The sequence below is a fragment of the Paenibacillus sp. FSL W7-1088 genome (assembly GCF_037969855.1).
In the GTDB taxonomy this organism is placed as follows: Bacteria; Bacillota; Bacilli; order Paenibacillales; family Paenibacillaceae; genus Paenibacillus.
The window spans coordinates 807,707-831,857 of sequence record NZ_CP150216.1 but is presented as its reverse complement, the minus strand read 5'-3'; the positions used below and the strand labels follow the sequence as shown (position 1 = coordinate 831,857).

Sequence of the window (24,151 nt, the reverse complement as noted above, 5' to 3'; positions counted from 1 at the left end):
CTGTTTTGAGAGTTTGAGCTCTCAAAACTGAGCAACGAGTGAGTAAGTTGTGCAGCTAAGCTGCGTATTTGAATGTTTCCACGCGGGAAACGATTCTCCATAGAAAGGAGGTGATCCAGCCGCACCTTCCGATACGGCTACCTTGTTACGACTTCACCCCAATCATCTATCCCACCTTCGGCGGCTGGCTCCTTGCGGTTACCCCACCGACTTCGGGTGTTATAAACTCTCGTGGTGTGACGGGCGGTGTGTACAAGACCCGGGAACGTATTCACCGCGGCATGCTGATCCGCGATTACTAGCAATTCCGACTTCATGCAGGCGAGTTGCAGCCTGCAATCCGAACTGAGACCGGCTTTTTAGGATTCGTTCCACCTCGCGGCTTCACAGCCCGTTGTACCGGCCATTGTAGTACGTGTGTAGCCCAGGTCATAAGGGGCATGATGATTTGACGTCATCCCCACCTTCCTCCGGTTTGTCACCGGCAGTCACCTTAGAGTGCCCACCCGAAGTGCTGGCAACTAAGATCAAGGGTTGCGCTCGTTGCGGGACTTAACCCAACATCTCACGACACGAGCTGACGACAACCATGCACCACCTGTCTCCTCTGTCCCGAAGGAAAGGTACATCTCTGTACCGGTCAGAGGGATGTCAAGACCTGGTAAGGTTCTTCGCGTTGCTTCGAATTAAACCACATACTCCACTGCTTGTGCGGGTCCCCGTCAATTCCTTTGAGTTTCAGTCTTGCGACCGTACTCCCCAGGCGGAGTGCTTAATGTGTTAACTTCGGCACCAAGGGTATCGAAACCCCTAACACCTAGCACTCATCGTTTACGGCGTGGACTACCAGGGTATCTAATCCTGTTTGCTCCCCACGCTTTCGCGCCTCAGCGTCAGTTACAGCCCAGAGAGTCGCCTTCGCCACTGGTGTTCCTCCACATATCTACGCATTTCACCGCTACACGTGGAATTCCACTCTCCTCTTCTGCACTCAAGTCACCCAGTTTCCAGTGCGATCCGGGGTTGAGCCCCGGGATTAAACACCAGACTTAAATGACCGCCTGCGCGCGCTTTACGCCCAATAATTCCGGACAACGCTTGCCCCCTACGTATTACCGCGGCTGCTGGCACGTAGTTAGCCGGGGCTTTCTTCTCAGGTACCGTCACCTTGAGAGCAGTTACTCTCCCAAGCGTTCTTCCCTGGCAACAGAGCTTTACGATCCGAAAACCTTCATCACTCACGCGGCATTGCTCCGTCAGGCTTTCGCCCATTGCGGAAGATTCCCTACTGCTGCCTCCCGTAGGAGTCTGGGCCGTGTCTCAGTCCCAGTGTGGCCGATCACCCTCTCAGGTCGGCTACGCATCGTCGCCTTGGTGAGCCGTTACCCCACCAACTAGCTAATGCGCCGCAGGCCCATCCCCAAGTGACAGATTGCTCCGTCTTTCCAGTTCTCTTCAGGCGAAGAAAACAATTATTCGGTATTAGCTACCGTTTCCGGTAGTTGTCCCAAGCTTGAGGGCAGGTTGCCTACGTGTTACTCACCCGTCCGCCGCTAACCATCTGAGAAGCAAGCTTCTCATCAAGTCCGCTCGACTTGCATGTATTAGGCATGCCGCCAGCGTTCGTCCTGAGCCAGGATCAAACTCTCCAATAAAGTATTGAAAAGAGCGATAAGCTCATTTTGAAACTGACGAGATTAAAAATCTCATTTATTTTGCTTTGAAATCATACAGCCCGAAGGCTTGTACCGATTTCTCAGCGTCGATCTTGCAAGCAAGATCGTTACTCACTCGTTGTTCAGTTTTCAAAGATCAAACTTATTTCATTGCCGTGTGTTGTTCACGTCAGCAACTTTTATATCTTATCACATCCGAACCAACTTTGCAAGCTCTTTTTTTAAAGTTTCTTTCGAAACTTAATTGTTTTGCTTGCCTCACCGTGTTTCTCGTGTATTCTTGGCCGGAATTAGAATATACCATGTACAGATTTCGAATGCAAGCTTTATTTTCAACTTATCTGTGAGCGGTTCTCTTCCTCCCCCTACTCCTATTATACTCTACACGATACTTCATCTGGCCACCAACTATCTTCCTAATCTCTGAGAATAGCAACTCTCTCACATTACACTATTTTCTATTATATATAGTAGAATGTCTTTCAATCGGGTTATATCCAGCTGCTATGTAATCCTCATAGTGCTGTTTTCCAAGTTTGCTATATAAGTATACACATCATCAGGGTCTGATGATCTCACCATCCGAGCCGCTTACATCAAAGAAACCAACGTTATGCTTCATAGCCAACTCACGCATCATATTATAGCCTTCCTCCGCAACAGACCACGCGAATGCAGCATAAATCACTTCTTTTCCTAGCGAGTATTCTGTTAATCGATTATCTGTTCCGGCTTCTTCCATCGCTTCAAACACATCGTCGTCTACATTCATGGAAGGAAATATAAGAATGAGTTCTTCGTAAAAACGTTGAAGCTGCTCTGAGCTCACCTTAATGTCTGAATAGGAATGGTCCTCTGACCATTTTGTCTGCTCACCATACCATCTCATAAACGACGTTTTATCAACTGGAGCTTTGGCTGGATCAAAAACTATCAAATCATAACTCATGTATGTTCCCCCTTTATATATAGAAGAAAGTCAATTTCGATCTCCCATAGATCAAGAATATCCCCTACGTAGAACATTTCAAAGAGTCTCCTGTCCCTTCTTTTAGAGCTAACGCTACATATATAAGAAACAAAAAAAAGCGAAAGCCCCGTTAAAGTACAAGGCTTCCGCTTCTTTCATTTGTATAAATAAGAAATACATTATAAGTCTCTGACCCAATTCATTCAGTCAAACTTTTATTCTCCACCGATAAATACATACCGGCATATAACAATGATAGCCAATATCCACATAAGCCAGTGGATCTTCACTTTGCGCTCCGTAACCAGGTTGCTGAATACGGCCAGGATTACATAGGATACAATCCCTGCGGAAATCCCGTTTGCAATTCCTCCAGTGAAAGGCATCAATACGATTGTAAGGAATGCCGGGAAAGCTTGCAGGAAGTCATCCCACTCAATGCTGCGAACCTGATTCATCATCAAGACACCCACGATGATCAATGCCGGAGCTGTTGCAGCGGACGGAACAACCAATGCCAGTGGAGCAATAAACAAAGCCAGGATGAACAGGATACCTGTGGTTACAGAGGTCAGACCTGTACGTCCACCAGCTTCGACGCCAGAGGCACTTTCAACGAATGCGGTAATTGTACTTGTACCCAGTGCAGCCCCTGCACTTACACCCACTGCATCGACGAGCATTGCTTTACCAATTGTTTTCTCGCCTTTTTTCTTATCCTTCATAATCCCCATTCGTGTTGCTGTACCCACCATTGTTCCGAATGTGTCAAACAGCTCTACAAAGGTGAAGATGAAGATGATTTCAAACAATCCAAGGCTAATTGCACCCTTCAAATCCAATTGTCCAACTGCCAGATCACTGAAGTTAGGCAACCAGCTTGCACCGGACAAACCGCTGAGATTCGTAACGCCCATAGGGATACCAATCAACGTTGTAGCAATGATACCAATTAGCAATGCACCTTTGACGCGCATAACCATCAGTACAGCAATAATGAGCAGTCCAATCAGTGCGAGCAATGCATCATGATGTGTGATGAAGTTGCCCAAAGACAGATTAAAACTGCTGCCCGGAATCGGTTGGCTCAGATCCGCATCAGGTGCAACATTGACTGTTACAGCGACCAGATTAGCCAGTTTGAAACCTACAATGGTTATAAAGAGACCAATACCAACTGTGATTGCCATTTTTAATGAGTCTGGAACTGCAACGAGCAGCATTTGACGAATTTTGGTCACTGTCAAAATAATAAACACGATACCAGAGATAAATACCGCTCCGAGAGCTGCCTGCCAGGAAATCGCACCGTTGGAACTCAGAACCACGGTCATGAAGTAAGCATTCAAACCCATACCTGGTGCAAGGGCGATCGGAATGTTAACGAACAATCCCATAATGATGGTCATCAAACCAGCACCTACGGCTGTTGCAAAAAATACTGCATTGTCCGACATACCAGCTCCGGCCGATCCCAAGAACAACGTGTTTACGAAAAGAATGTACGCCATTGTCATAAAGGTAGTAAGACCCGCAACAATCTCCGTTCTAACGTTCGTTCCGTTTTCTTTTAATTTAAAGAAACGATCCATAATTCACCAATTCCCCCTTAGAGATGTTGAAGCCTTTTGAAAAACGACAAATACCCCTGAAGATGAATACATCACCCAGGGTTTTAGCTGATGAGGAGTGGCACGGTGCCAATTACGGAGAACAAAAAAAATTCTAATGTGCGTGATGTCCTGCCCGACGCAATCATGTAGAATTCATGTGCTCAGCCTTCTCCTCTTCGTAGCCAGATCATTAGGGTGATCTCGTAGAAACTCCCAGGCCAATCCCCGGGATTATACGAAGTAATATGCGCTATTTGTGTGTTTCCAATCACTATTTTAGGAGGGTTACCTCTAGTTTGTCAATGAGAAAAACGAATGTTATTATCACTCATCATATAAATCGTTCGTATTATTTAGTAAAATGAACCAGTTCAGCGGTTTACAACCCAAATTAAACTGAGGTTTCCGGTGAGCTTTTCGAGTATATGTCGATCCTGGCAAAGGGTGTTTCCCTCTTCTGCAAAAAATAAAAAAAGCTACCGCAATCAAAGGTGGATCGCACACTTTGATTGCGGTAGCTTCATGGGTTACCGAGAAGATGGTTATGTGATGAGGCCATGTATTTGGATATTCAAAAAGATTAGGTATAGAGAGCAGGCTACCACGGTTAATAGATCATTTTTTACATGATAGGTCCTATGCGGTATATTCTAAATCTCTGTCTGAAGCACGTCCTGTGCCTGCTGTTGTTCCTGACGTGTATTACTAGTCGATCCCTCAGACAATTCCTGATTCTGGGCTTGATCGGAAGACGAATCTGCTGCCTCTAAATTCACAAATGAAGATTCCCCCGCACCAAGAGCCAAGTCCTGCATGCCCGAGCCGCATCCTGCCAGCATCACCATCAGAAACGCACTTCCAATGCCCATCTTCCATTTGCTCATATTGTCGGTTTTACGCATACATTCAATTCTCCTTTCAATTGCCATATAGCCATATTCTGTACTCAGTGTACAAGCCGGACATGAAAACAATATGAAACGAAGTTAAAAAAGGAATTAAATATTCAGCGATTTATCGTTATACCACCATCCGCTCTCATCCCACATGCCTGCTGCCATTATCGCCTGCTTCACTACTTTTTGCTGTTTGGCACTTTTCAAATGAACGATCATTCTTTCCAAGGATGTATGATGAATCAAGGATTCGATATCTTCGGCATTCATATGCTTCATTTGCAGAAGAGCGAGCTCTTTCAGACTTTTGGAAGTCTTTGCCCATTCGACATTCTTCACATTCACATTGTTCAGGAAAACACGCTGTAGTTCAGTCAGATTCTCAAGAGACGGTAGACTAGATATATGTGGCTGGTCCTCTATCCCTAACAAGCGCAACCCCTTTAGTTCAGACAATACGGTAAGATCGGATAAACCTTTCACTCTTAGAAGCTTCAACATTTGCAAGGATTCCATTCCAGCAAGGCTATGCAGATTCTCTGCTCCACCAAAGCTGAGATGAAGTTCGCGCAAATCCGTTACATCCTTTACGTATCCCAATTCCTTTAGTGGCATTCCCGAAATATAGAGGGACCGGAGTGAAGACAATGTGCCGATCGTTTCGATGTTCGTTGTATGACCATTCACACTCAGTGTTTTAAGCTCAGCAAAGCGGTTATGTACAGACAAATTGGTTTTCTTTGTTTTGGTTTTGCCGATGCGAAGCTGCTGTAAAGTGGCAGGTAGAAGCTCTAATACATCAAGAGATTCCGCTTCAAATACGTCAAATGCAAACTCTTTTAACCTTAGCAATTCACTTATGCCCTCAATCCCATGAACGCGTCTGTTACAATCAATCACAAGCTTTTCTACATGGTTCATATATTTTAGAACAGACAAGTCGCCAGATTGCGAATGAAAACCATATATACGAAAAGTAACATCGGGTCTGTTTGCAAACAGCTCCTCATTCAATATCTGCATCAAGTCCACACCCGGGATATTGTACTGGCTGTATTGGACAATCTTTAGATCAGAATTAGCCATAAGTGCAGCAACCTCTTCCCGAGTCCACCCGGGGTTGAGTTCGATTCTTTCCTTCATCCGCTATAGTTCCTCCTTACAGAGTGTTCTTCTTCGTCGTATCCATTGCAGATTTTATCCAATACATCCCAAGGGATACCGTGCCCAGTCAGCTGTCATACCATCGATGGACGTTTTAAATTTTTCATAAAAAATGCATTTTAAGTTTCATAGCTCATCAACACGGTCAGTCTTGTTTAAGTTTCCATCCTTGTCAGATTAATTTTCTCCACGAAACGTGTATACTAATATTAGGATAGGAGGAGAAATATGAGAATTAACAATAATCTGCCAGCATTAAACGCCAAAAATAGAATTAATAATAATAGTAACGCCAAAAAAACTTCTTTTGAAAGACTTTCGTCCGGTCTACGCATTAGTCGCGCTGCTGATGACGCTGCCGGTCTAGCTATTAGCGAAAGTATGCGTGCTCAGATTAGGGCTTTAGAGCAAGGAGCAAGAAATATCCAAGATGGAATTTCATTAATTCAAACTGCGGAAGGTGCTCTCAATAGCATAACAAGCGGACTTCAAAGAATCAGAGAACTACTTGTTCAAAGGGAAAATGATACATACACCTATAGTGATAAAGAAACAATTAATCAAGAAATTACACACAACCTCCGAAATATAGAGGATATAACAAACAACACACAATTCAATGGAATCTACCTTTTGAACGGGTCACTTACTAATGCTGCTGTCCATACAGGTACTGACACAATTCCGCTAAGCATTAATGACATGCATCTGGACCTATATTATAGGGAGAATTTTAACGATCAAAATAGGTTTTCACAATGGCATCCTGCGCAAGGTGCCTGGACAGTCCAGAACGGATTATTGACACAGTCCACTGAAGGCGTTGGTGACAAAACGATTCTCTCGGAAGTAATTCAAGGTAACGATATGACCATCACGGTCAATGGAAAATTCATGACGACACATCCAGATGGAAATATTGGCATAATTATTAAAGGAGACGACTTTAACAACCAAGTTTTTGGTTGGTATAGCCAGTACGGTGGATTATATATTGGAGAACGCGTAAATGGATCATATCGATTAATTACCTCCATAGTAGTGGATCCTGCCCAATTGGATCAGAACTATGAACTTACCGGAACTGTTGTAGGCAATTATTATACATTTTCTGTTACGGGTGTAGGAAAGATCGAAGGCTATTCCGCCAATACATCCATGCTTGAAGGCTACACCGGATTGTTCACCGCATTTTCGGAAGCAAGTTTTGATGATTATGAAGTCATTCCTCATATCACAGTAACAGATATCAAAACGGCTTTAGATAAAGTCACAGGGGAGCGTGCAAAATTAGGCGCCTATCAAAATCGACTAGAGTACGCCTATAACAACACATCCAACTATTCTGAGAACCTTACAGCATCCGAGTCACGAATCAGGGACACTGACATATCCAAAGAAATGATAAAGATATCTACACTGAGTATTCTAACCGATGCCTCTCAAGCCATACTTGCTCAAGCAAACAGTCACCCCCAACGAATACTGGAGTTACTTCGGAACTAGGGTTGATTAATTCATATAACCAATATAAAAAGCTCATTCTTGATAACAATTTATCAAGAATGAGCTTTTTATTTAAAAATCCAAGGGTTCCAACCATATCAGGGCTTCTAAGCAATGAAGTCCACTAATATTTCACACCTATTCCCACTCAATCGTTGCTGGTGGTTTGGAAGTTACGTCATACACGATACGGTTTACGTTATCCACTTCGTTAACGATCCGCACGGAGATCTTCTCCAATACGTCCCAAGGGATACGTGCCCAGTCAGCTGTCATGCCGTCGATGGATGTTACAGCACGAATACCTACAGTGTAGGAATACGTACGCGCGTCACCCATAACCCCAACACTCTTCATGTTAGGCAGGGCTGTGAAGTATTGCCAAATCTCGCGATCAAGGCCAGCTTTAATAATCTCTTCACGCAGGATGTAGTCGGAATCACGAACGATTTTGAGCTTCTCTTCCGTTACTTCACCAAGGACACGGATCGCAAGACCTGGACCCGGGAAAGGCTGACGGTGTACAATTTCGTCCGGCAGGCCGCACTCTGTACCCACTTTGCGCACCTCATCCTTGAACAGAGTGTTCAGTGGTTCGATCAGTTTGAAGTTCATGTCCTCAGGCAGACCGCCTACGTTGTGGTGGGATTTGATCGTCTGTGCAGTCGCTGTACCACTTTCCACGATATCCGTGTACAGTGTACCTTGCGCCAGGAATGCAAAATCATCAAACTGCTTGGACTCTTCATCAAATACGTAAATAAACTCGTTACCGATGATTTTACGTTTTTGTTCCGGATCATCCACACCAGCCAGCTTGGACATGAAACGCTCCTGCGCATCAATTTTAACCACTTTCATATCGAATTTGCCGACGAACGTCTCCATTACGCTTTCCGCTTCGCCTTTGCGCAGTAGACCGTGGTCGATAAACATACAAGTCAGTTGATCACCAATTGCTTTGTGCAGCAACGCAGCAACAACGGAAGAATCCACGCCGCCACTGAGTGCGCACAGCACTTTGCCGTCGCCGACTTTTTCACGAATATCCTTGATCGTGTCATCGATGAATGTCTCCATCGTCCAGTTGCCTTCGCAGCCACAGATTTCGAACAGGAAGTTTTTGATCATTTCATTACCGCGAACAGAGTGGCGTACTTCTGGATGGAACTGAACAGCATACAATTTGCGCTCGTCGTCGCTCATCGCTGCGATTGGCGCACTTTCCGTGCCTGCATCCAGTTTGAAGCCCGGAGGAAGAGTAACCACGTGGTCACCATGACTCATCCATACGGTATGTTCGCCTTCAATGCCTTTTGCAAGTGTAGCGCCTGCTGCAAACTCAAGGTCTGCTTTTCCGTACTCACGCTTCTCAGAACGCTCCACTTTACCATCAAGCTGCTGCGCCATGAGCTGCATACCGTAACAAATTCCGAAGATTGGCAATCCCAGATCATAAACGGCCGGATCTACATGTGGTGCATTTTCTGCGTAAACGCTAGATGGTCCACCCGAGAACACGATTCCCTTCGGTGATAATTCTGCGATTTTCTCCGCCGGTGTGTTATACGGCAAAAGCTCACTGTATACGCCCAGATCCCGAATTCTTCTGGCGATTAACTGGTTGTATTGGCCCCCAAAGTCAAGGACAACCACGATTTCATTTTGCTTATTCATTACCGAGCCTCCCTCAATTAATGAAACTAATTATACGCAACGACAAAACATACCGTCAAGGAAAGGCGAAACTCCTTTTTTCGACATCTCAAAACTTGGCATATTCAACGCCTGAGATTACAGTAATTGGTCGAATGTTCCTGCCTTCATTCTATACATTTGCCGATCGGAAATATAAGAAAAGGGTTGATGTTCTATTTTATCAATAAAAGATATCTTCCGCATGAAGCTCACGGTGTATGATCGCGGAAAGACGCCTCGTTCGCTTTATGGGGCGAGAAAGGCGTCTATGTTATTGCTGCGCTGTACTTCGTGTTACAGCGCCTGCAGGCGCCGGGCCAGTTGAAGTGCCCGGCGCAGGAAGTCCAGACTGTCCGCGCGAAGCGGACGGTCCGGCCCGTACAGCAGCCGTTCCCAGTCGGCTGCGAACCGCGCGATGTCCGCGCCGTCCGCGCCTGCGGCCACGGCGGGTGACGCTGCATATTCACGCAGCGTCATTCCCGGCGGCCGCGGGCCGTAGCGGCGCGCGAGCGCGGCCCAGACCGGAGCGGCGGCACTGAGCAGCCGCTCGCGGTCCGGAAAGCTGCTGCGCGGCCACGCCAGCAGCAGCCTTAGCCGCAGCGCGGGGCGAAGCCGCCGCAGGCGGATGGCCCCAGCGGCGCATAGCAGCGCCGCTGCCGCAAGGGCTGCCGCGAGCCATGGGTGCGCGGCAATGGCCCGAGCGCGGGCGAGCAGCCATGCGCCCGCGTGAGCCACCCCGCCGCCCGTCTGCGGCGGGGTTACGGCAACGGGCTGCTGCCCGCTGAGCGCAGCGGCGTCTTGGCCTTCACCCTGCGTCATGGTGAAGCCTGGCGTAGCCTCGAACGGCATCCAGCCCGCGCCGGGGAAATACACTTCGACCCAGGAGTGTGCATCTCCCTGGGTCACAATGTATTGCCCGGAGACATCCGCATCGGCTTCCCCGGGCCCGAACCCCTTAACCCAGCGAGCCGGAATGCCCTCTGCACGCAGCAGCACAATCATAGCTGTCGAGAAATGATTGCAATATCCCTGCCGTGTAACGAATAGAAAATCGTCCACAAAATCCGTTCCGCGTGGGGGCATACGTGTATCCAGCGTATATTCGGCGTGGTCAGCAAGGTAAGTTTTTACTGCCTGCACGGCATCATAACGGGTCTCACTCCCCTGCATGATTTCCTTGGCAAGAGCTTGTACGCGTCCGGGAAGCATAGTTGGTAGCTGCAGATACGTTCTGCGAATTGCCGCCGGATCCTTCATGTTGGACTTCTTCCCCAGAAGGCGTAGCTGTTCAGGTGTTGCCACGGGAATCATGATATCTGCCGTATAACTTTTGACGGTTTGATTGTCATAAGTAGCCGCGAGCCATAATGTGGCGGAGTCTTCATTTGAGAGCAGTAAACGTTTATTCTTCTGATCATCACTATTCTTATCCTGGAACGAAAGATTGAGTGGCATTCCACCTGTGAAGAGGGGATTGGGCCCTCTCCACTCTCGCTTCATCGTCACCGTTTGACGAATACGTTGCCAATAGGCAGGGTACTCCCAACCATCGGCACGCACCAATCCGGATGGACTTGCCGTCTCAAAGCTCTGTACAGGATCACTCCAGGTACTTCCGTTATAATATGAACGGGTCTCGCCCCGCCAATACGTAACTTCCGGACTTTTCGCCGTAAAAAAGATCGTGTCTCCCTGCACCAAAGGTGCGCCCATTGGTGCATCCGCTGTACTATATCCTGTGACGGCGGTTGCGGCAGGAATACTTCCGTGCTGTGTATAGCCTGCCCAGCGGGCCAGCCGCTCACCCATCTGCTCAAGGGATACACGTTCCGGTGGAGGAATGGAAGCAAGCTGCCCAGGGATCGCTGAGAAAAGCACCATACCTGCCGACACCGCAAGCGTTACCGCAAACCAACGGCCGTAAGGACTCTGCTTAAAGATCGGTGTGGTGACCCCGCCATTAAGGCGAAGCAACTGTAGCATGGCCTGAATGAGCAGAATCCACAACACAGAACGTATCACCGAAGCATATACATCGAGCCCGGCAAAAGATTCAAGCAGCAGCAAATAGACCAATGTTGCACTGCCAAACAGCATCACACTTCGTCGCAGCAGTACAAGGGACTGCACGGAAGCCATCAGCATGCTCCAACCGCACATCATGAGCAGACCTCTTGTCTCCACACTAATCGAGTGAAACCGCCATGTACTCATGAAACTGCCCATATCCGTAGAAATCGTGGCCGGATAGGCAGCCGCCCAACCGACAGGGTCATTACTTCCATACATGAAGCATAATGCGGCTAGAGCAATGAAGAGCCTCATCAGTATTCCCGTGATCCAGCCGGTACGAAGCAAACCCGCAAGCAGCAAGGCCCCCGTTAATCCTGCCATCACGGACAAGAATCGTTCACTGCCCTGCTGACCCGTTGACGTAACCGGATATATCCACTCCAGGGACAAGATAAGCAAAATGACAGAAAGACCGATTCTGTAAAGGATAGGTTCAGAACTGTGGCCATGACTCTTCAAATCTACTCCAGATGTTCTGGTTTCCGCTTTATATATGGTGTGCAAAGAATCTAATCCGAAACTGGCGGTGTGCCCCCTGTCAGCCACAGTGGAATTCGCTTGAGCGTTTCCATTATGCTCCCACATCCGTTACCTCCACCTTTCTCATTGGAGGTAAAGCGCTGTCCGTAAGCCAATGGATCTGTACTCCACTTTGACGAAGCTGTTCCAGCGTTTCATTGCCCATGTCACGAATGGTTTGATCTGTTAACTGAACCTCTACCTTGAATCCCAAACGGATTGCACATATTACCCACTCCACCAATGCGTCATCCATTTTGCCAGTGAGAATCACAATTCGTGACCCCAGTGCCATTCTATCCAACATCTCTGTGCGAAGCGACGGAGATGCAGCTTGAGCCGTAGCAATTCGTGCCTGCGCCAGCTTATCCAACGCATGGTTTTCAGACGAGTGCAGGAGTTCCTGTTTCCATTTCTCCTGATGAGCAAATCCCGACCCACCGCCTTCCGTCCACAGATGATAAGGAATGTTATCCCGTTCAGCAGTATGAATCCAGCGAGCAGCTGCACGTACCGCACGTTCAAAAGCAGGCGTATCCCTCTTCTCTGACTGCCGCACTTCATAACCAGATGCACCTTCATAGACCAGTATACCCAGTGAGACAGAATCGGAGGTTTCAGGCAAAAAAGTCTGAAGCTTACCCGTTTTGGCTGTACTTTTCCAATGAACACGTCCCAGCGGGTCTCCTTGCTGATATTCCCGGAACTCAGGGCTGCGATTTCCCTGACTGCTTCTCCGCTCAGACAGCGTATCTTCACCCATTGCCGAGTATTCTCCGTGATCATTCCCGCCCCAGTCCGCTGCCTGAGGAACAACAATGAGCGGGGTATGATTCACCGTTTCTGCGGAGACCGTATTCCACCCGAAAACATCACCCCAGTGCAATCTGCCTGACTCCCATCTGTATACGCCTCTGCGCAAACCCGATAATTCATATTGATACGTAAATTGGCGACGGGTTCCCGGAAATAGTAATTTACGATGTACGCCAGCAGGCGTATTCTCACACAAAATCATCCATAACAGTGGTATCGAACAGTCGAATTTCAGCTCCACTGCCACGAGCGTTCTTTCACCTGCCACAACCCGATTCGCATACATTTGCCGGCGAATGTGAATATTGCGCGGACCGAACACATGGATAATCAGCGCACTTGCGAGCATCAAGGCCGCCATAATGGACAGAAATAGCGCGGCTTTGCCGCCATGCCATACATACAACGAGGCAAAAGCCACAACCAGGACAGCACCCAACATCCGTTGACCGAGCACAGTCATTGACGCCGTCCCCTTCCCTGTGCCGCCATCTGTACAGGTACAGGGACCGATGACAGAGCTTCTTGAATCACCTGCGCCTGTGCCCAGATTTCCGCTCTGTTCTGGGCTTTTAATTGAACGCGATGGGAAAGGACAGGTACAGCCATCTCTTTCACATCATCGGGAATGACATAACTGCGTCCTTGGAGGTAAGCAAATGATTGTGCAGCAGCCATCCAGGCCAATGTCCCACGCGGACTGATTCCCAGTCTTACCGCCGGGTGACTTCTGGAGGCAACGGCAACAGCAACCAGATACTGTTTGACGACAGGGTCCACATGTACATGTTTTACTTCACGCTGCATGGCTACCACTTCTTCAGCCAGCATGACTGGACGAAGTTCATCAAGCAGTTCTCTGCTTTGCATCCGGGTTAACAGTTCGACTTCCTGCTCCGGATCAGGGTACCCCAGTCCGATCTTCATGATAAAACGATCCAGCTGCGCTTCAGGCAGACGATAGGTGCCCTCAAACTGCAACGGATTCTGCGTCGCCAGCAAAAAGAATGGGCGCGGCAAAGCATAGGTTGTGCCATCCACCGTAATGCGTCGTTCCTCCATCGCTTCCAGAAGTGCCGACTGGGTACGGGGGGAAGCGCGATTGATTTCATCAGCCAGAACAATATTGGACATGACCGGTCCTGGCCGAAACGTGAATTCTCCCGTATGCGGATGATACATCGATGTGCCCGTCACATCTGCCGGCATCACGTCCGACGTGAACTGAATTCGTCCCATGGAGCAATCCAGCGCAGAAGCGACGGCGCGAACCAGCATCGTTTTGCCAGTACCCGGAACATCTTCCAGAAGTACATGACCTCCACTAAGCATGGCAGTTAACACATAACGAATCTCTTGTTTTTTGCCAATGATTACACTCTCAACTCGCTTCATAACTCTATTCAGCAATTCTACGGCATGTTCATGTTCCATTCGGATATAAGACATTTCTCCTGATCTCCTTCCATCCATCGGCATTCCTGAACCATACTAATCTATGATTCAGTGTTGCCCGGAAGTAGAGAGAATAGTCCTGCACGAACGACTTTATTCAGATCAATTTATCCAAATACATGCTGTTCGCTGCTGCCAGAGGAACGCTGGCTTTAACCATCCATTCTTTTTCATTCGCCTTTAGGGAATCTATGGTTACTCCCATATGCTCCATCAATTCCCGCAGCGGAACCCAGATCGTTCCTCCCTGGCTCTGCACGATCCCCTCCGTCGTCCTGTCATTCATCTGGTCTGCACGCTTCGTTGTCAGTTCTCCGCGGATGCTGTCTGCATGGATGGTTCGGTCTTTCCATATGGCTGTAGCTGTTCGGGTCTCTGCATTCCAGCGAGCGCTGCCACCGAACTTTTTCATAAAGGTCCGCAAAGGCACCATGATCCGCTGATCTTCCACGCGAAACTCTCCTTGCTTCAACGTCGCTGCTGCCAAGCCAATTTCCACCTTCAGTTCCTTGCCAGCCAACCACAGGTTGCTGTTCTCCTGTACATTTTCGGCGATCCATTCCTTACCCGGGGCTTCGCGAGACTTGTATTTACCATTGGAATTGATACGGAATTGAACAGGCTCATCCGAGGCCTTCATCGTGTCAAAACGAAAACCCTGATCACGGTAATACTTGATAATGCCAGGTAGTGCTTTTACCGTCTCGGCATGAGCGCCTCCATCATGCATCAGTACAATGACCGAACTTGCCCCGGCAGGCACCTTGGTTGCATTGTGTAAGATTTCTTTAGCCGGAACACCCTTCCGTTTGGAATCACCACTATCTACGTTCCAGTCCATAACGGTGTACCCGCCCAATTTCAGCAGATCAAAATAACTTTGGTCAAAATGTCCGTAGGTACCGCCCGGTGCCCGGACCATATTTGGCCGAAATCCGGTAATTCGCTCCACTACCGCCTCTGTCTGTTTGATCTGCTTCCAGAACACTTTGAAATCACTGTATAGCTGTTCATAATTATGATTAAACGTATGATTGCCCAAAGCATGTCCATCTTCTACAACCGCACGGATCATCTCAGGATAACGTTCTGCCTGCTCACCAAGCACAAAAAATGTGGCTAAAACCTGCTCCTTGCGCAAAATATCCAATACTTCACGGGTATGCTTACCCGGTCCGTCGTCAAAACTCAAATAGACTACCTTGTCTTGAGTATTCTCTTCTTTGAAGGCGGGTGCATCAGAGCCCGATACAGAGGAAGCGTAAGTTGTTGTGCCTGCAGATGCAGCGAATACACACAGCAGTACCACAATGCGAAGGATTAGCACAGACCATTTTCCAGATAATAATGTATGTATTGGCGTTACCATGTACGAATCAACCTCCAACGTCTCTAGTGAATTTGCTGATAGATTTCAGCAGATTTGTTAGAATTATATGGAGGATGCGCTGAAAAAAGACGCGATTTTGTTTTATAATTTTTCACAATTTGGGATGGCTCGTGATTGATTCTTCGCTTCGGATTAGGTAGCATAATGGACAGGTAGGATCGTGAACAAAACGCCTTGGAGAGTACGTATCTCCTCCCACCCTGTCTGCAGGAGAGTGAAGTCTATTGGAATTGCTTGAAAAGGTCCAGCATCTGTTTGGATCCTACGGATACAGCGTTTTATTTTTTGGCTTATTGCTGGAATTCATCGCCCTTCCCTTCCCGGGAGAAACAACTATGGCCTATGCAGGGTTTCTGTCCTACAAGGGACATCTGGACTTCGGAATTCTGGCCATCCTTGCTTTTCTGGGAACGACGATTGGCATGACGATCACTTATTTTATTGGGGCCAAAGCAGGTCTGCCGTTCATTACACGATATGGAAAATGGTTTCTGATGAAACAGGACAAGCTGGATAAAACGCAAAAGTGGTTTGCCAAGTACGGCAATGCCCTGATCTTCATCGGTTATTTCATTCCGGGAGTGAGACATTTCACCGGATATTTCGCGGGTATAGCCGCTGTTCCCTTTCGTAAATTCGCTCTCTATGCCTATTCAGGCGCCCTGTTCTGGGTGTTGTTGTTCCTGGGTATTGGCAAAATATTCGGACCCCAATGGAACGCGGTGTTCCATCTTGCCCATCAATATACAGCTTACATCGTGGCGGGAATCGGACTGCTGCTGATTGCAGCCGTACTGTACCGTTATCGAAAAGCGTGGGCAGCCCGATCGTTGCGCAAACCTGCCGCCATTCGGCAAAGACAAAAATAAACAATAATTACTCACATACGATCGATGATATTAGTGGTTGATTTCAGACACATCTAGCGCAGAGGTTTTCCTGCCCTATTAGATGTGGGATCTCCGGGTTAACCTCTCTATTATTAATAAGGAGCTGCATATTGCGGCTCCTTTTTTTCATGTTTTTTTGGTTATACGTCTAATCCTAAAAGCCTCACGCGCCCTTAGCCATCCATAAGTTGTAAGCAAAACAGCAATACCCGCAAAACCCAAACCACCTGCAAAACCAAGATTCCGTGGCTCCACGACTTCCAATAACAAACCTGCACCAAACATGGATAACCCCAGCATGCTGCTACTGCAAGCCGTTACCAAACCATAGATAAGCCCTCGGTATTTCTCTGGAGTCTCACGCATCAGCAGTGTATCCAGACAAGCATTGCCTACTCCCGACATAAGGGCCAGCAGAATATAGATCAGAACTGCGATCACTGGCAGAGTCGCCATACTAAGCAGCATAAGCAATCCACCTTCCACAAGCAGACATATTACTACTCCCGGAAGCAGCCAATGCTGAAAATAACGAGAGCACCAGTTGCTTAATACCAGCCCCGTCCCAAGCGCCGCATAGAACAGACCTACACCCCAATCCCCAAGGGCAAACACTTCAATTGCATATACGCTGATCAACACATTATCAATCCCGTTAATGACTGGTACCCATAACTCAAACAGGATGATGATCTGTAATGCTACAGACGATCGAACCAGCCGCCATATCACCGAAGGAACATGAACTGCACCATTGGCACGAGTAATCACTGAAGGATTTCCAGAAGCTGCAGCGGATGTTTTCTCCACATGTTCAAGTGACATCCCATTTGATTCAGTACTCATTCCGGATGGAAACGAGACTTTACGGATCATAACAGCTGCCACCAGGAAACACAGCGCATTGGTTATAAATGCAGCCTGCGGTCCCAGCACGGATGAGGTGATCCCCCCAAGGAAGGCACCCACGATCAGCACCGTACCGTTCATTACCTGTTCAAGTCCGTTAATTTTGAGCAAATGTTCCGGCTGAACAAGCAGTGGTATGCCTGATTTGCGGACCGGCGCATAGAGAGCCTCAGCACAGGCTAATAAAGTACTCGCTGTATATAGAATCCACAGATCATTTGCACTATTTACGAGTAAATAACTCAGAGCAAATGGCACCCTTATCAGATTGGTAAGCAGCATAATCTTTCGCCGTGAGAAGCGCATCGTTAACATACCTCCTGCCGGGGCAAGCAGCAGAAATGGAAGCACACGCAGACCAAGGGCAAGCCCTACGGCAAGTCCAGATCCTGTTGTGCTGAGAATTAGCGAAAGCATCGCGACCTGACAGAAACGGTCACCTATGCCGTTCACTAAGCCCGCAACAAAGAACTTGCGGTACTCCGATTCTTTTTGTAGTAGAACCAGAATGGAAGATCTATACCACATGACAAATCCTCTTCTCTAATATTAGATATAAATCTAATTAGATATTATTCTAATTTATAAGGATTGACAATGTTCTTTTTTTATTTTGTGCGATTCAATAACACTTTTGTGATAATCCTGATTCATCCAGGTCATACTAATTTGCAAATATAGGGTGTATAAGGGGTGAAGGAATGAGTACAGCATCGCAGAGCAGTCAGGATCAGAAAATATCTCCGAATCTTACGGAAAATATAGATTACTGCAACCAAGTGATGGGGAATAGCAAAGACTTGATGGTTCGTCCACTGCAATGCCTGCACAAATGGCCTTCTGTCATGTTGTACATCGATGGAATGGTGGATGTGCAGATTATTAATCATTCCATCCTTGAATCCTTGTTACAAACCCGTGAACTGCCTGACTTTTCGGAGGATAACGAGCATCTGATTTATCTCCAGAATGACGTGCTGGCAGCCAGCAATGTGATATTAATCAACGAAATGAAAGACATTCTTGATGCCCTTCTGGCGGGCTTTGCCGTAGTGCTCCTAGAAGGTTCCAATCAGGGCCTAAAAATTGCAGCAGCAGGCTGGGAAGACCGCGCCGTCGGTGAACCGATTTCCCAAACGGTTGTTCGCGGTCCCATGGAGGGATTTAATGAAAATTTGCGTACGAATACAGGCTTGATCCGCAAACGAATTCGAGACCCTCATCTCTGGATTGAGGAAAGGGAGATTGGCCGAGTCACGAACACCAGGATAGCCGTTGTATATCTGGAGCATATCGTCGATCAAGAGGTTGTAAAAGAACTGCGGCGCAGACTTGATGAGATTGACATTGACGCTATTCTGGAAAGCGGATATATCGAGGAACTCGTGCAGGACAAAACAGGTACAATCTTCCCTACGGTCTATAACAGTGAGCGACCAGACGCCGTATGTGCTGCACTGCTAGAAGGCAGGGTCGCGATCATTGTGGACGGCACGCCTTTCGTACTGCTTGTCCCAGCCTTGTTTGTACATTTCTTTCAGTCTCCCGAGGATTACTATCAGCGAGCCGATATTAGCTCATTGATTCGAATGATTCGTTATCTGGCCTTCTTTATCGCGCTGCTCGCTCCATCCTTCTATATTGCCATCACTACCTTTCACCAGGAAATGCTGCCTACCAACCTGTTAATCAGTTTGGCAGCACAGCGTGAAGGTGTACCATTCCCGGCATTCATTGAAGCCATCTTAATGGAGCTGACCTATGAAATTTTGCGGGAGGCGGGTATCCGGATTCCGAAGACCGTCGGTCAGGCCGTTTCCATTGTAGGAACCCTTGTTATTGGTCAAGCCGCAGTAGATGCAGGCGTTGTATCGGCTGCCATGGTAATTATCGTATCCATTACAGCGATATCCAGTTATGTTATTCCGGAAAATGGCCTCTCCATTTCTGTACGGATTCTACGTTTTGTCCTGATGATTCTGGCTGCTGCCTTTGGTTTCTATGGCATTCTGATGGTTCTGCTAATTACGGTAACCCATCTATGCAGTTTAAGATCTTTTGGGGTGTCTTACATGTCCCCGTTCGCGCCTTACATCGGTAAAGATCTCAAAGATACCATTTTCCGCGTGCCTTGGACCCGGATGAAAACCCGTCCGATCTCTACCGGAACTCCGAACGAAACTAGACAAGCGAACAAAAAAACGAAGCGATAATCGGTAAGGAGAACGCGTATGAACAAATGGTTCCAATTAATACTATCTTTTGTCGTTCTGCTCCCTCTCCTTACCGGATGCTGGGATCGACAGGAACTCAATGAACTCGGCATTATGCTGGGACTGGGTGTGGACAAGGATGGCGATATGATCAAGGTGAGTGCCCAGGTTGTTGTTCCCAATGAAGTATCCTCCAAGTCCGGGGGAGGTAAAGGAACGCCTGTAACTCAGTATCAGGCTTCTGCGCCTACCTTATTTGAAGCTATTCAAAAGCTAACGGAGTCTAGCCCCCGTCGTATATTCATGGCACATATCCGCATAATGGTCATTGGCGAGGAGTATGCTCGCAAAGTAGGCATTTATGATATCACAGAAGCATTAATGCGTGAGCCTACGGTTCGTCCTGACTATTACGTCATGGTTGCACGAAATACAACGGCGTCCAAAGTGCTTGACGTATTAACGCCACTTGAGAACATCCCTGCGGAAAAGATGTTTAATTCACTGGATGTCTCGACCAAAACGTGGTCACCCACAACAACCGTAACCGGAGATCAATTAATGGAATATATTTTGGCTCCTGGAATACAGCCTGTAATTACCGGTGTAGAGGTTGTTGGTCAATCGGAGAAAAGTGGAAGTCAAGCTAACATCTCAACCATTAAGTCTCCTGCCAGCCTTAATTCTACCGGACTATCCGTGTTCAAAGGAGACAAACTGATAGGGTGGCTAACGGAGGATGAGTCCAAGGGATACAACTACATCAGAAACAATGTGGTATCCACCATCAGCCATCTGCCTTGTCGCAAAGGTGGAAATGTGACCTTCAAAACACTTCGTACAACGACCAAACGGAAAGCAAAAGTCGTGGCAGATCACCCTTTAATCAACATTAAAATCAAAAATGTAACTTCCATAGGTGCCGTGGAATGCGGAATCAAAATTGGTTCAATGAAAGTACTCAAGGAACTCGAACGGGACAGTGAGGAACGGCTTGTGGAATTGATGCAAAAATCCATTAAATCGGTCCAGCGCAAGTTTCACGTTGATATTTTCGGATTCGGGCAAGAGGTTTACCATGCTGATCCAAAGTTCTTTAAAAAAGTGGAGAAGGAATGGGATAGTTATTTGGAAAATCTGGATGTCCATTACGATGTCAATGTACAAATCAAACGTGTAGGCACACTGGATGATTCGTTCAAAGATCAAATTAGGGAGTGAGACAGGGTGTTACTTACACTTAGTGTCATTGTGACCGCAGGGGTCATTGGATGGTTTGATGTGCCGGGTCTAATACGTCGCAAGGAATGGAAAGAAACAGCTGTTTACAGTGCCTTACTGCTCTTAGCTACCATTCTAAGTGTCTTTGCGGCAAACTTGTGGGAAATTCCCAGCCCACTTTATCTCATCATATGGATCTATGAACCTGTAAATCAATTTCTGGCACACTTGACTGGCACTTAGGGAAAAAAGGAGGGGACATTATGCTTGAGCAGGGTCGCATCGGAACAAGACAATTGTCCATCCTCATTTTTATGATGGTGGTGGGGGATATGATGCTCATCTATCCCTCGGTCATCACATCCTATGCCAAACAAGATGCCTGGATATGTGCTCTTATCGGGGTTCCACTGGGAATGGCCCTCATTCTCATGTTTTTAAAGCTGTGCAATCTGTATCCGGAGGAAAATCTGATTCAGATTTCACGAAGCATTCTGGGATTTTGGCCAGGCAGTCTTGTATCCGGATTTTATCTTTTCTTTTTTGTAATAGGTGCCTCCACGCACACCCGAGAGGTCGGAGATTTCCTCACCTCCCAAATCTTTCAGTACACCCCCATTCGCGTCATCATTCTGATGTTTGTCATTACAGTTGGCTGGGGATTGTACCATGGATTGGAAACGATGGGGAGAAGCAGTGAACTGCTGATGCCTATTCTGATCGTGTTTATTCTCGTCCTTGCATTCTGTCTGCTCCCTCAGGTTGATCCCAGCAATTTGAAGCCTGCAACAGATACCGGCGTCGTTCCCATCCTGCAGGGTATTCTCATCAGTATCATATATCCGGTAGGTGAGCTGGTCCCCATTATGATGATTGTTCCCTATACGATAAAACAAGCTCACCGAACTCGGGATGTTCTTGTTGCGGCAGGACTTGGCAACTTGTTGCTGGCAATATTGGTTACTATCTCTCTGCTTGTTCTAGGTGCTTTCCTTACCCAGCACAACATCTATGCTTCCTTTATTTTATCTCAGAAGATTAACATCGGTGGTTTCTTTGAGCGTATTGAAGCCATTATGGCTTCTTCCTGGCTCATCTCCACGTATGTTAAAGCAATGGTGTATATGTACGCATTTATTGTGGGATGTGCCGAACTATTTAAGCTCAAGCAGTATCGCGTACTTATTCTGCCAGCAACATTTCTGATATTTGGTCTTGCCAATCTGGTCTCGCCCAATTTGACCTTCATCGTCATTACGGTCGTTCCGTATTGGGTAGATTGGGATACCACATTGAGCATTATATTGCCGGGACTGTTACTGTTGGTGCACATGCTCAAAAAGCGCTGGAAAAACAAACCTTCGGGATAAGGTAATGCCTGGAGTTCTACTATGTCAGGAAGGAGGCTGGAGACCATGCCAAAAGAAAAAGTAACCATTCGGCAATTTGCCCTGCTTACCTTTCTTGTCATGGTTGGGGATATGATTCTGATCTATCCTTCGTTAGTCACAACCTTGGGCAAACAGGACGCATGGATATGCTCTTTCCTCAGCCAGCCCATCGGTCTGTTTATTATATGGATTTTGTACAAGCTGCACCAAACATTCCCTGAACTATCTTTAATCGAAATTTGCAAGAAATTGCTTGGTCCATGGACGGGATCAGTATTGTCTGCTGGTTACCTGTTCTATTTCGCAATAGGCGCTGCCATCTGTATCCGTGAGGTTGGAGACTTCATGACGACCCAGATCTATCTCCAAACCCCCATCCGTGTCATTTTGATTATGCTCATGTGTTCCCTAACCTGGGGCCTAATGAAAGGGTTAAATACCATGGGAGCAACCAGTGAACTATTAACCCCCATTGTTGTTTTTTTTATGGCCTTCCTGTTTATGGGGTTAATGCCCAAATTAGACGCCTCGCATTTGAAACCATTTCTGAGCATAAGTTGGGTGCATTTGATTGAAACCGTTATTCGAGGATCATTCACCTCCTTCGGAGAGCTGCTTGTGCTTACCATGATTCTTCCTTATGTAATGTCAGGGCCACACCTTAAACGAGACCTCTTGCTTGCCACTTTCTGTGGAGGTCTGCTTCTATGTGTACTGCTATTGTTTTCCATTATGGTTGTGGGACCTTTCCTAACCCAGCATAACATTTTCATTTCGTATACCCTGTCCCAAAAAATTAATATCGGCAACTTCTTTGAGCGTATTGAAGCCTTCATGGCTACTGCCTGGTTAATTGCGACCTATTTCAAAAGCCTGCTGTACATGTTCGCTTTTGTTATCGGACTAGCTCATCTATTTCGGTTGAAAACATACAAGCCACTCATTCTCCCTTCATCTTTGCTTATGTTTGCACTGAGCATCCTGATTTCCCCCAATGTCATTTTTTATATCGAAACCATCATGCCTGCATGGGTGGATTGGGACATTACTTGCAGTTTTATTATTCCTCTGTTTCTGCTACTTGTTCATCGTATTCGCTTTGGCAAGAACAAAAAAAATCAGACTCATCCAGAACGCTTGCCCACATAAAAAGGCTGTGCTTCACGGTATAATCCGCGAACACAGCCTTTATTATGAAGTGAACATTTATTCGATGTATAGAGAGCAGACAAGTTTACCTTCCTAAAGTTGCTGTAAAGCCTCAAGTGCTGCCTCAATATGTCCTTTAACTCGCACCTTCAACCACGACTTCAGCAGAACACCCTCTTCATCAATGAGAAACGTGGAGCGTACCATGCCCATGTATTCCTTGCCATACATCTTTTTGAGCTGCCATACGCCGTATTGCTCGGCAACCTGATGTTCTTCGTCGGATAACAGAATGAATGGCAATCCATATTTGGCAATAAATTTGTCGTGCTGCTTCATCGGATCAATACTAATGCCCAGAATAACTGTATTTAACCCCTTGAACTCCTCATGACGATCACGAAAATCACATGCCTGCTGTGTGCAGGAAGAAGTCATATCTTTCGGGTAAAAATATATGAGCACCCGCTGTCCGCGATAATTCGAGAGCTTCACCGTCTCTCCCGTACTGGACGGAAGTTCAAAGTCTGGTGCCAGTTCGCCTTCGGTTAATGTCATCTCATTACCTCCTGAATCTCGTCTATTACCTTTCACAAAGGTCT

At 47.0% G+C, this 24,151-nt stretch carries 18 protein-coding genes, 1 rRNA gene and 1 riboswitch; of the genes, 7 read left to right on the top strand and 12 right to left on the bottom strand.

Annotation, left to right across the window (positions count from 1 at the left end; all coding sequences use genetic code 11):
- Positions 1-103: 103 nt before the first annotated feature.
- From MKY42_RS03865 to MKY42_RS03845, 5 genes are all read right to left on the bottom strand, one after another.
- Positions 104-1,655, bottom strand: a 16S ribosomal RNA gene (locus tag MKY42_RS03865).
- 580 nt (positions 1,656-2,235) lie between these two features.
- Entirely contained in the window at positions 2,236-2,625 is a 390-nt protein-coding gene (locus MKY42_RS03860; protein WP_339848697.1) for a hypothetical protein, read from the bottom strand.
- Between the two features lie 236 nt (positions 2,626-2,861).
- A complete protein-coding gene (locus MKY42_RS03855; RefSeq protein ID WP_090904338.1) occupies positions 2,862-4,238 on the bottom strand; it encodes an NCS2 family permease in 1,377 nt (458 codons plus the stop codon).
- 180 nt (positions 4,239-4,418) lie between these two features.
- Positions 4,419-4,518: riboswitch (purine riboswitch) on the bottom strand.
- A 391-nt stretch (positions 4,519-4,909) separates the two neighbouring features.
- Positions 4,910-5,161: a hypothetical protein gene (locus MKY42_RS03850; protein ID WP_090904337.1), complete on the bottom strand. Its 252-nt coding sequence runs from the start codon at positions 5,159-5,161 to the stop codon at positions 4,910-4,912.
- A 96-nt stretch (positions 5,162-5,257) separates the two neighbouring features.
- Positions 5,258-6,298: a hypothetical protein gene (locus MKY42_RS03845; RefSeq protein WP_339848692.1), complete on the bottom strand. Its 1,041-nt coding sequence runs from the start codon at positions 6,296-6,298 to the stop codon at positions 5,258-5,260.
- A gap of 249 nt (positions 6,299-6,547) precedes the next feature.
- On the opposite strand from MKY42_RS03845, the gene MKY42_RS03840 reads away from it, so the two are divergent.
- Positions 6,548-7,825, top strand: coding sequence for a flagellin (locus tag MKY42_RS03840; RefSeq protein ID WP_090904335.1), 1,278 nt, complete (start codon positions 6,548-6,550; stop codon positions 7,823-7,825).
- Positions 7,826-7,963: 138 nt separating this feature from the next.
- Here the strand turns inward: MKY42_RS03840 and guaA are convergent, their stop codons facing one another.
- From guaA to MKY42_RS03815, 5 genes are all read right to left on the bottom strand, one after another.
- The gene (gene guaA, locus MKY42_RS03835) at positions 7,964-9,502 is read right to left on the bottom strand and encodes a glutamine-hydrolyzing GMP synthase (protein ID WP_179261736.1); all 1,539 of its coding nucleotides are present in this window, start codon (positions 9,500-9,502) and stop codon (positions 7,964-7,966) included.
- Positions 9,503-9,817: 315 nt separating this feature from the next.
- Positions 9,818-12,181, bottom strand: a complete 2,364-nt coding sequence (locus MKY42_RS03830) for a transglutaminase domain-containing protein (RefSeq protein WP_339848686.1) — start codon at positions 12,179-12,181, stop codon at positions 9,818-9,820.
- The gene (locus MKY42_RS03825) at positions 12,168-13,394 is read right to left on the bottom strand and encodes a DUF58 domain-containing protein (RefSeq protein WP_339848683.1); all 1,227 of its coding nucleotides are present in this window, start codon (positions 13,392-13,394) and stop codon (positions 12,168-12,170) included. Before MKY42_RS03825 ends, MKY42_RS03830 begins: the two co-directional genes overlap by 14 nt.
- Entirely contained in the window at positions 13,391-14,380 is a 990-nt protein-coding gene (locus MKY42_RS03820) for a MoxR family ATPase (RefSeq protein ID WP_090904331.1), read from the bottom strand. Before MKY42_RS03820 ends, MKY42_RS03825 begins: the two co-directional genes overlap by 4 nt.
- A 103-nt stretch (positions 14,381-14,483) precedes the next feature.
- Positions 14,484-15,755, bottom strand: a complete 1,272-nt coding sequence (locus tag MKY42_RS03815; RefSeq protein WP_090904330.1) for a polysaccharide deacetylase — start codon at positions 15,753-15,755, stop codon at positions 14,484-14,486.
- Between the two features lie 245 nt (positions 15,756-16,000).
- Here MKY42_RS03815 and MKY42_RS03810 point away from each other — a divergent pair, with 245 nt between their 5' ends.
- Positions 16,001-16,645, top strand: a complete 645-nt coding sequence (locus MKY42_RS03810; protein WP_090904329.1) for a DedA family protein — start codon at positions 16,001-16,003, stop codon at positions 16,643-16,645.
- Between the two features lie 147 nt (positions 16,646-16,792).
- Here the strand turns inward: MKY42_RS03810 and MKY42_RS03805 are convergent, their stop codons facing one another.
- The gene (locus tag MKY42_RS03805; RefSeq protein ID WP_090904328.1) at positions 16,793-18,103 is read right to left on the bottom strand and encodes an MFS transporter; all 1,311 of its coding nucleotides are present in this window, start codon (positions 18,101-18,103) and stop codon (positions 16,793-16,795) included.
- A 173-nt stretch (positions 18,104-18,276) separates the two neighbouring features.
- Here MKY42_RS03805 and MKY42_RS03800 point away from each other — a divergent pair, with 173 nt between their 5' ends.
- The 5 genes from MKY42_RS03800 to MKY42_RS03780 are packed head-to-tail and all read left to right on the top strand — an operon-like array spanning position 18,277 to position 23,549.
- Entirely contained in the window at positions 18,277-19,788 is a 1,512-nt protein-coding gene (locus MKY42_RS03800; protein WP_339848678.1) for a spore germination protein, read from the top strand.
- Between the two features lie 18 nt (positions 19,789-19,806).
- Positions 19,807-21,009, top strand: a complete 1,203-nt coding sequence (locus MKY42_RS03795) for a Ger(x)C family spore germination protein (protein WP_090904326.1) — start codon at positions 19,807-19,809, stop codon at positions 21,007-21,009.
- Between the two features lie 6 nt (positions 21,010-21,015).
- Entirely contained in the window at positions 21,016-21,252 is a 237-nt protein-coding gene (locus MKY42_RS03790) for a hypothetical protein (RefSeq protein WP_090904325.1), read from the top strand.
- A gap of 20 nt (positions 21,253-21,272) precedes the next feature.
- Positions 21,273-22,379 carry an endospore germination permease gene (locus MKY42_RS03785; RefSeq protein WP_090904324.1) on the top strand — a complete coding sequence of 369 codons (1,107 nt, stop codon included), beginning with the start codon at positions 21,273-21,275 and terminating at the stop codon, positions 22,377-22,379.
- Between the two features lie 45 nt (positions 22,380-22,424).
- Positions 22,425-23,549, top strand: coding sequence for an endospore germination permease (locus tag MKY42_RS03780; RefSeq protein WP_339848672.1), 1,125 nt, complete (start codon positions 22,425-22,427; stop codon positions 23,547-23,549).
- Positions 23,550-23,642: 93 nt separating this feature from the next.
- On the opposite strand, the gene bcp is transcribed toward MKY42_RS03780, so the two are convergent.
- Positions 23,643-24,107 (bottom strand): thioredoxin-dependent thiol peroxidase, encoded by a 465-nt coding sequence (bcp, locus tag MKY42_RS03775; protein ID WP_339848669.1) that lies wholly within the window; start codon positions 24,105-24,107, stop codon positions 23,643-23,645.
- Positions 24,108-24,151 lie beyond the last annotated feature (44 nt).